Source organism: Amycolatopsis coloradensis, assembly GCF_001953865.1.
GTDB classification, from domain to species: Bacteria; Actinomycetota; Actinomycetes; order Mycobacteriales; family Pseudonocardiaceae; genus Amycolatopsis; species Amycolatopsis coloradensis.
The window spans coordinates 62,244-68,243 of the sequence record NZ_MQUQ01000031.1 but is presented as its reverse complement, the minus strand read 5'-3'; the positions used below and the strand labels follow the sequence as shown (position 1 = coordinate 68,243).

At 65.7% G+C, this 6,000-nt stretch carries 7 protein-coding genes; all 7 read right to left on the bottom strand.

All coding sequences use genetic code 11. From position 1 onward, the window contains the following. Window positions 1-1,871: ParB/RepB/Spo0J family partition protein (locus tag BS329_RS38965; protein ID WP_076168301.1), on the bottom strand; the 1,871-nt coding region annotated here is incomplete at its 3' end. Window positions 1,872-1,969: 98 nt separating this feature from the next. Further along, the gene (locus BS329_RS38960) at window positions 1,970-2,500 is read right to left on the bottom strand and encodes a hypothetical protein (protein WP_143253410.1); all 531 of its coding nucleotides are present in this window, start codon (window positions 2,498-2,500) and stop codon (window positions 1,970-1,972) included. Then, window positions 2,497-3,861, bottom strand: coding sequence for a hypothetical protein (locus BS329_RS38955; RefSeq protein ID WP_076168298.1), 1,365 nt, complete (start codon window positions 3,859-3,861; stop codon window positions 2,497-2,499). Before BS329_RS38955 ends, BS329_RS38960 begins: the two co-directional genes overlap by 4 nt. A 65-nt stretch (window positions 3,862-3,926) precedes the next feature. Beyond that, window positions 3,927-4,370 carry a hypothetical protein gene (locus BS329_RS38950; protein ID WP_076168296.1) on the bottom strand — a complete coding sequence of 148 codons (444 nt, stop codon included), beginning with the start codon at window positions 4,368-4,370 and terminating at the stop codon, window positions 3,927-3,929. Between the two features lie 62 nt (window positions 4,371-4,432). Then, window positions 4,433-4,756, bottom strand: a complete 324-nt coding sequence (locus BS329_RS38945) for a hypothetical protein (protein ID WP_076168294.1) — start codon at window positions 4,754-4,756, stop codon at window positions 4,433-4,435. Window positions 4,757-4,844: 88 nt separating this feature from the next. Further along, window positions 4,845-5,324, bottom strand: coding sequence for a hypothetical protein (locus tag BS329_RS38940; RefSeq protein WP_076168292.1), 480 nt, complete (start codon window positions 5,322-5,324; stop codon window positions 4,845-4,847). A 47-nt stretch (window positions 5,325-5,371) separates the two neighbouring features. Continuing rightward, a complete protein-coding gene (locus tag BS329_RS38935) occupies window positions 5,372-5,728 on the bottom strand; it encodes a hypothetical protein (protein ID WP_076168290.1) in 357 nt (118 codons plus the stop codon). Between the last annotated feature and the right edge of the window lie 272 nt (window positions 5,729-6,000).

Here is a 6,000-nt window from a genome sequence, read left to right as displayed (position 1 = left end):
TCGTCGGCGTCCTCCGCAGTGTCAGCTTCGGCGTCGTCGGCGTCGTCCTCGTCGGCCTCGTCGGCGTCCTCCGCAGTGTCAGCTTCGGCGTCGTCGGCGTCCTCGTCGGCCTCGTCGGCGTCCTCCGCAGTGTCAGCTTCGGCGTCGTCGGCGTCGTCGGCGTCGTCGGCGTCCTCGTCGGCGTCGTCGGCGTCCTCGTCGGGCTCGTCGGCGTCGTCGGCGTCCTCGTCGGCGTCGTCGGGGTTCTCAGCCCTGGCGGCCTCCTCGATCTTGTGGCGGGCCTTCGCCAACCGCTCTTCTTCCCACTCGGTGGGTTCGTGCTTCCCGCGCTTAGCCAGGATCTCGAAGTAGGCGAGGTCCAGACCGTCCCATGTGCGTTCTTTCTGGCGGGCGGTGAACTCCATGGCACCAAGTGCCCTGACCCATGCGCCGATCTTGTCCACTGCGGGATCAGTGTTGGCCGCCATTTGCGCTCGCCATTCGTTTCCGAAGTTCGGCCCGATGTTGGCCTGATGGCACAGCTTTTCCGCGATGCCACCACCGAGACCACCACCGGCGGTCTGTCCCATCCCGTTGTGTGCCTGCCGACACATCAAAGCGAATAGGTCGTCGGCTGACGGTTGCTTCTTGGCGATCTTCATCAGGACTTCCCAGCGGCCTTCACGGGCTTCCTTCTCCCGCTTTGCCTCCTGCTTCGCTGCGTCCTCGCGGGCTGTCGGCGCGGGCTTGGTCGACGTCGACGTCGACGTCGGCTTCGGCGTCGACTTCGGCTTCGGTTTCGCCGTCGTGTAGTAGGAGATTGCTCCGTCGCGGTCTGAGGTCTCGGCAATGAGAGTCTTGTTTTCGGCGGCCTTCTTGAGGGCGGCGCTGTCGGTGACCCTGTGACTGAGGTAGTCAACACCGATCGTCTTCCACGCGGACTCGACCACCTTCGCCTTAGCCTTCCGAGCTTCGGCGAGCCCTGCGAGCTTTCGGGTGACGTACTCGCACGCGTCGGTGGCGTTGTCTCCCTTGGTGTGAATCCGGTTCAGTGCATCAAGTTGCGCCTCATAGCGGGCGCGCGTGGTCTCGGGAACTACCAAGTTCTTCTTCGTCGGCCTCTTGGTCTTGTCAGGCTCGCCGTAGGGGAGCTTTCCCCCGATGATGGCGGCTTCCGCCCCGGGCAGCTTCTTCGGGTTGTTGTTGACGTCCTTGAAAGCCTTGTTACGGCCCAGCATGGCGTCTTTGACCTCGGGTACCAACATCAGCAGCGCTAGACGGCGCGAGATGGTGGGCTGAGAAACCCCGGGCAGGATCTTGACCAGCTGGCGCTGTGATACTCCGGCGTCGATGGACTTCTTGTACATCAGGGCCTCATCGAGTTCGCTGAAGCTCTTGCGGTGCTTGTTCTCGGTGGCAAGGGCTACCAGGTCGCCGTCATCCTGCATCACACTGTCGTCAAGTTCGGCCTTGAACGGCGTGCGCGTCTCGATGGCCACAATCCGGCGACGCGCGCCGTACACACCGACGTGGGTGTAACCCGGCCAGAGTTTTTCCAGCTCATCCGCGCAGTTGGGGCGAATCGTGAGAAACGCTGCCTTGGTGACAACCAAGGCGGGAACACGGTTTCCGCCCTGCTTGCTGACGTCCTCCTTGAGTTTGGCGTACTCGGGGTCCTTCGGGTCGGCCACCGATCGGGAGGGTGCGTTGAACGGGTGCGGCGCAACCTTCTTCGGGTCCAGGAACACGACTTTGCTGTTTCGGTCGGCCGTGTCGTCGCCGAACCCGGCACTCTCCGGCGCGGCGGCCTCGGTCACGTCGTCGGCGGGGGTGGCGTCGCGCAAGGCGTTCTCTACGGAGTCGGTATTGAACAGATCGGCGGTGCTGGTCATGATGGTCCTTTGCTTGTGTCTCAACGGGTGTGGGCCTGCGGGGGTGGAGCGGATCGGGTCCGCTCCACCCCCGGACCGGTTCGGTGATGCGGGCTGGATCAGCGGTGGTCGCGGCGGCATCCGTCGGTGTGGACGGGCACGATCACGTGGGGTCCGGCGTCCGGGTCACGGTCGTTCCACTCCCACACGGCCGCGAACGCCTCCGGGTAGCTGTCGGCTCCGGGGATCCAGTCGACTTCTTCGACCTTGGGAACGTCCTCATCAACGCTGGTTCGCACGATGGCGTATCCGGCGAGGGTGTGCGGGCCGTGCTCGGGCGCGTCGTGGTGGTGCTGGTAGGGGCGGTTCTGCGGGCGCTCCTGGTGGACGTCCGGCGCTTGGCCGTCGCCGCACTTCCGACAGTCGTAGCCGTACAGGGTGGTCGTGATCTTCTTGCGGGGGTGCCATGCGTTGTCCCACCCGGAACCGCACTCCGCACACGGCAAGACCTGTCCGGGGCGGAGGTAGAACGGGTTGGCAGCGACGCACTCAATCGGCACCCGAACGTTGCTGCGGTGGCCGCACGTGAAGACCAGCACGACGAGCACGTTGTGTCCTGGTCCTGTGGGGAAGTGCTGTTGTGTGTTCACCGATCCTCCTCGGGCACGGCGATCAATGCCGCGTACCTCAGTGCCTCGGTGGCGGCCTCTTCGGCCTCGGCGGCGACCTTCGCGGCGTGTATTTCCAACACGTCCGCCCGGTGGGCGGCATCGGCGTAGAGGTGCGGTGCCTCGATGCGGGCGCGGGCCTCGTGGAGTTCTTCCAAGTCGTCGCGACGGAAGTAGTCGGAGAGACACGCGCGGGCGATGGCGGCGGCGCGGTCTCGGGTCTTCTGCGGTGCCTCCTCGGTGGTACGCAGTCCGGTCGTGCGGCGTGCGCGGACGTAGCGGCGGCCGTCGACGTCCCGCAACCGCTCGCGGGTGATGTTCGATCCGGTCGCGTGTACCTCGACGTTGTTGATGCGGGGGAGATCGGGCGCGCTCTCGACGCTGATCGCGTCGTAGTCGGACCAGTCCCCGAACTTGATCGTTGCGGCCGTGTGGTGCGGGTGGTGGGCGGCGTCGGCACTGTGGACGGTGAACGTTCCGGCGAGACGCGCGCCGGTCACCTTGTACGTGACGACTCCGCTGGCCGGATGGGGCATCACCCATGCCGTGAACGACTTGTACGGGTCCGGAGGCTTGAGCCGTGCGTGTCGCATCCCCTCCGGGAGATCGGTGATCCAGTCCGCATCGTTGCGGGGGGCCTTGGACGGCGGACGCATCGGCGGCCGCTCGTCGTCGGGGCGGCTGAGGACCGACGCAAGCGCCTTCGCCAGGCCGGTCACGTCGTCGTCGGCGGGGACGGTGACGGTGGGCGGGGTGGCGTCGTCATTCACCTCGGCAGCGGGGACGTCAGCGACAACAACTGTGTACCCGAACCGTTCGAGCTGGTCGGTGAGTGCTTCGCGAAGGACCTGGGCGGGGTCCTTCACTGCGGACGGCCCGAATCCGGGCATCGTGTCGTCCACACCGTCGGTTTGCGAGATATCGAAGAAGGGGCGCATCCGGTAGCGGTTGCGGGTCTTCGTCTCACCGTCACCCTCGCCGTGGTCCTGGGCGGGCTCGTTCGGGGTGTCGTCGTCCTTAACGACTTCGGCGCCCCGTGGAACGGTGACCTTGTACCCGTTCCACCACTCCTCTTCCCGGACGGCGCGGCCTCGGTCGCTCCATCCGTTCATGGTGTCGACGTCGGTGAGGGTGGTCCCGCGTTCGTCGGCCTGCTTCGTCAGCATGGCCTGATTGCGCATGGAGAAACGCAGAATGCGGGGGCTGCGGTACTGCACTAGGCGCGCGATCAAACGCTCGATGGCGGCGGGGTCGGCGATCAGTCGTTCCGCGCTGGTCACCAACCGGTCTTCTTCTTCGGCGGCGGCGGCGCGTTCTTCTGCGGTGTACTGGCGGCGTCCCATTTCGGGCGGCCTCCTCCCCCGGAGGTGCGGCCGTGGCCGCACCTCCGGCACGAAAAGGGTTGGGGTTAAATGACTTCGGTCGCGGGCTGGCGCGGTCCGGGGCGGACGGCGCTCGCGGCGCGGACGGCTGCGGCGTACCGTTCTTCGGCCGCGTCGCGACCGAGACAGATACGGAAGGACGCGTACACGGCGGTCACGGCGTCGCAGATAGCCAGCATCTCGTGATCGCCTCGGTGATCCGGAATGCCGAGTTCACCCGCGAGTTGCCGCGTGATGCTCTCGGTGGTCTGCATGATCAGCAACGCGGTTCCGGCGGACTCGCCGTCATATCCGCCCGGATACTCCTGGGCGTAGAGGAGTGCCTGCCTCGCGTTGGACTCGGCGACGTCGCGCAGAGCGCGAAGGTGCTCACGCGTGAGGTAGGACCTACCGGAAAGAACAACGGAGTTCTGGATGCGGGCGGCGGTCCTGTCCTGGTGGCCGGTGAGGGCGCTCAGGAACACGAGCATTTCCAGAACGTCCGGGCGGAGATCAGACTCGCCGGTGATGGGGTTTACGAGTAGATGCCTGCTCATCGCGGGCACACCAGACATGTGAGCTGTGCGGCGTTCGTCTCGGCGACGTCGAACACGATTTCGTATTTGAGCGAGCATCGCGCGCAGTGGACTTTCTGCGCGCGGAGTCCGTGGATCAGCGGCAAGGGCTGATCGCTCGGGAAGAGGGGCTGTTCCGTGAGGTTGTGCAGGGTGAGCCGGTAGAGCAGGCCTTCGCTGACCCGTTCAACGCCGAGCAAGATCGATGGGAACGGGAAGAGGGGGAGGAAGTCCAGCACGTCACCGACCTGCAAGGCGGGCGGGTAGACGGGCACGGGGAGACGGTCGTACAGGTAGACCATAATGGGGTTCTCTTTCGTTTGTTGAGCGGAGGAGAAGCCCGGACCGGGGCGGGGAACTGTGGAAGGTGAGCCACCCCGGTCCGGGGCGCTAGTTGCGGGTGGTGTCCGGGTTGTCTGCGGACGGCGAGAGGCGCATCCCCTCGGGGCCGCCCGCCGAATTCAGGACGTTGCTGATGGCGGCCGCGATTTCCGCGACGGTCTGATGGGTCGTCGCGCGGGTGAACTCGGCGCGGGCGTAGGCGCGTTCCCCGTGGGTGGTGGGGTAGTAGAGCTGGAAGGTTTCTTCGTGGCCCCGGATGGTCACGGCGGTGGCGTTGTTCACCAGGTGCGGGGTGCCGTCGAGGTAGACGGCGTTCACGAAACCGTGTCCCGCCAGCAGCAGGCCGAACGCGGTCATTTCCATACTCAGGTCGCGCGCCACCTCTTTACGCTGTTCCAGTTCGTCGCGGAGTTCGTCGGTGGTGAAGTGCGCGAGGGTGCGCCCGAAGCTGTGCGCGCGGCCGTCGAGCGGCGCGGCGGGGGTTTTCGGGCTGGTGGTGGACTCGTGGTCTGGGGTCGTGTCGGTCATGTCGGTCCTTCCTGGGTCTTGGTGTTGGGGCGGCTGGTGGGGCGTGGCTACCACTGGCGGATGTGTGATCCACGCGGGATCACGGGGGCGCGGCGGCGATCTTCCAGCCTCTTGGTGAGGGCGGCGACGGCGTCCGCGACGGCGTAGACGTTCGTCGCGCGGGTCAGCTCGACCAGGGCTTCCCCTTGCCCGCCATATCCGGCGGGGTAGCGGATCTGGGTGGTGTCTTCCAGCGCGGTCAGAGTCAGCCCGGTGAACCTGTGCACCAAGTACGGCGTTCCGCTGTCGGGGAAGTGGGCGATTTCAAAGCCTCCCTCGGTGAGCTGCTTCGCCACCTCCTTGACGTACGCCTTGGAGTCGTACGCCCGATCGGCTTTCCGTTCCGTGGCCTGGGGTTCGGTCACTTCCTGTTCCTTTCTGGTGTCTGTCTTGCTTACCTCTCAATCTTACCATTCTAACCATTCTAACCACTCTCTTTCGACTGTGCCCCGGATCACAATTCGGTGCGTTGTTTGTCCATTGCGGACGGTCGCGCGTGGACAATGCTGGCCGCTTCGGTGGAGAACTCGTTGCGGTGCGGGCGGTTTTGTCTTTGGAGGTGAGGTGAGGCAGAGAAGCGGAAAAGAAGGGGGGCGGCACAATGGGACAGGCGGAGCCTGTCCTTATCTCCTGTCCC